Below are 2,965 nucleotides of genomic sequence, written 5' to 3' on the forward strand. Positions count from 1 at the left end.
TGCCATCGTGTCGATCATCTCGCTTCCCCCGCCAATCTTGCGGGATTCAGCGTGTCCAACACCTGGGGTCAGGCCCCCACTGGGCTGCGCACCTGACTCAGTGCCGACTCGGTTCCCGGGCTAGGCGTCATGCCACTGCCCCCTCTCCCCAGATGAAGTGCGGCGCTTCGGGCCCGGTCATCATCAGCAGATCGATGATCGACACCTGCGGTTCGAAGGGAGGATGAAGCTGCGGGTAGGGCTGGTACGCGTACTGCATGTACTCCAGCGAAATGCCCGCGTCGGCGAGTTTGTCCTCTTCGAGATAGTCGCGAGCTGACGGACCGCTGACGTAGTGGGTGGCCCCAACCTGGCGCAGGATCGACACCAGCCGATCGGTTTTCGCGCCGTCGGCGCTCAGCTGCGAGGAGCGGACAAACCGCCTGTCACCGAGCCCTAACAGTCTCGCGATTTCGATAGTCGTGTCGATGGTGAAGTCGACGAGCAACTCGGGCTGCCGGCTGTAGATGTCTTCGAGCAGGTCGCTGTAAGTTTTGAAAAAGGGTGCCTTGCCGTATGCCTGGCGGATCGTGGTCCAGTGCGACTTCGTCCACTGGCGCTTCCAGTCGATACGGATCGAGTTGATCGGGGCCCCAGTTTCGACCGATCCTTTCTTGGCGACAGGGATCGTCAGCCACACCGGCCCGTTCGCCGTCTTCACGCGATTGCGGTTGCGCCAGCCACCACGGTCGTATTGCACGTCGTCGTAGAACACGAAGACGTCAGCCTTCTCGATCTGATGAAAGTAGCCGCGCCATGGAATGTACGAAGGCTGGAGGACGACGCAGTTCGTTCTCGGTTCGTCTTCGACAAACTGCGGTTCAACCACGTGTGATCACCCGCCTCCCGCCATCCCTTCCCATCTGATCGCTGGCTTCTGACCGATCTGGCTGCGTGACCCGGCAACGCCAGGTCGCGGATCCCGTAAACCGCCGAGCGAGAGGGATGCGCTTGTCCGCCGGGTCGACTCGTTACGCGCAGCCACCACATCCCCTTGTCTCCCCGAAACCCGCGCGCACACCGGCGAGATCGAACGATTCCCAGCCAGGGTGCGATCGTTGGGACGAGCGTACGAGATTTTTTCCACCAAGATGTTGCGTTTCGCACAAATACCATCGGTGTGCCAAACGTAGGATTCGGATGCTTTGCGCATGCTTACCGGTGCTACGCAGCCGCGACCTGCGGCGACGAAGGAACGCGAATAGCTTGGGCAGCGACCAATCGACGTCACCTCCCAGCGCGGTCCGTTAGGCAGCCTCGGCGGCTATCGTCGCTGTTCAGCGAACCGCGCTGCTGCGCCGGGGCGTCAACGGACCGGTTGCCCCGCGGCCTGCCCTTGCCACTCCGACCACCCAGGGTGGCAACGCCGGGACGCTGTCGCGGGTGCGGGCGGACGCGCACTGAACTACGCGTGAGGTGGGCAGGGTCCAGTGCGGGCTTCGAGCCGCCGCAACCGGCGCCACGGCGTTGTTGGTAATAATGAATGTCCCACGCGGCCCGTCTCCCCCGCCTGCACCGCGAATGCCTCGATCGGCATCCACGCCCACCGATGAAGTGCGACTATGGATCCTCAGTAGGATCACGGTGTCGCCGGCAGTTGGCTAGGGAGGGTCAGGTGGTTGGTGGTTCCCTGATGGGAGGCGTCCGACCCGACGGCCCTTCTGCAGCGACAGACGGCCGGCGATCCGATATCCAGGGTCTCAGAGCAGTCGCGGTGCTCCTGGTGGCGTGCTTCCACGGTGGGCTTCCGGTGCCCGGCGGATTCGTCGGCGTCGACGTCTTCTTTGTGATCTCAGGTTTTGTCATCACCGGAATGATTTATCGGGAGCACTCGGCAACCGGGCGGTTCAGGTTAGGCCACTTTTACTTCCGGCGCTTCAAACGGCTCACACCGGCACTCGCGCTCACCGTCGCGGTGACGATGATCCTGTCCTTCTGCCTGATGTCGCCCTTTGAAGTCCAGCAGAAGGCAGCTTCGGCCGGAGCCGCCGCGATGCTTCTGGTGGCTAACTTCGAGATAGCCAGAAGCACGGGGGACTACTTCGCACAACCCGCCAAAGTGAACCCGATGCTGCACACGTGGTCGCTATCGGTGGAAGAACAGTTCTATCTGGTGTTCCCGGCGCTGCTTCTGCTCGGCTGGGCGCTGTCAAAACACGGACCACGACGCTCCGGTCGGGCAATCGTGCTGGTGAGTGTCGTATCGGCCGTATCTTTTTGGCTTGCAGTGGTGCACCCAGGGGGGCAAACGGCCGCCCAGATGAACATCACGGGCTTCTACAGTCCGTTCACACGTGCGTGGGAGTTCGCGGTGGGCGCGCTGCTCGCCCTCTTCCTGACGAACCGACCCCTGCGCTCCGACAAGTTGGCGGAGGTTCTGGCTTGGCTCGGTGTAGCCCTGGTAGCTGTCTCAGCGGCCAAGATCGATGAAGCCACACCTTTTCCCAGTACATGGACGCTGCTTCCCGTTAGCGGAACACTGCTGCTGATCGCAGCAGGCACCCACCACGTCACCTCGATCGGCCGTATTCTCACGCTTCCACCGATGGTGAAGCTGGGCGACTGGTCGTATTCGATCTACTTGTGGCATTGGCCGCTGGACGTTTTCGCCGTCCAGTTATGGCCGGGTTCTTCGTACGCGACAATGCTGGCAACGCTGTTCGCGATCGCGATCGCCGCGGCCTCCTACCGGTGGGTCGAACAGCCCATCCGGCGGCTGCCGCCGCTGAGCCGACCGCGAAGTGGCGCGCTTATCGCTGCCGTCGTCCTACCGCCCGTCCTGCTGGCAGAGATCGCCCTGTTCGGCGCCAACGAATTCTGGCTACCGCGCTATCGAACCGGCGTCATCCGGGTCTGCTGCACGAATAGGTGACATCTGAGTTGGCTTGCCCAGCATGGGCGGGCTGGAAGGATGTCCCCATGGCAA

The 2,965-nt window shown here is 62.6% G+C and carries 2 protein-coding genes; one reads left to right on the forward strand and one right to left on the reverse strand.

Translation table 11 applies throughout. From position 1 onward, the window contains the following. Positions 1–127 precede the first annotated feature (127 nt). The gene (locus AO501_RS12855) at positions 128–868 is read right to left on the reverse strand and encodes a WbqC family protein (protein WP_055578102.1); all 741 of its coding nucleotides are present in this window, start codon (positions 866–868) and stop codon (positions 128–130) included. Positions 869–1,672: 804 nt separating this feature from the next. On the opposite strand from AO501_RS12855, the gene AO501_RS12860 reads away from it, so the two are divergent. Beyond that, on the forward strand, positions 1,673–2,911 hold the full coding sequence (locus AO501_RS12860; protein ID WP_231752469.1) for an acyltransferase family protein: 1,239 nt from the start codon (positions 1,673–1,675) through the stop codon (positions 2,909–2,911). Positions 2,912–2,965 lie beyond the last annotated feature (54 nt).

This window comes from Mycobacterium gordonae (genome assembly GCF_001417955.2).
Lineage (GTDB): Bacteria > Actinomycetota > Actinomycetes > Mycobacteriales > Mycobacteriaceae > Mycobacterium > Mycobacterium gordonae_B.

Bases quoted from the DNA above. Each gene is read 5' to 3' on its own strand.
- AO501_RS12860 (WP_231752469.1), top strand. From the start codon at position 1,673: ATGGGAGGCGTCCGACCCGACGGCCCTTCTGCAGCGACAGACGGCCGG.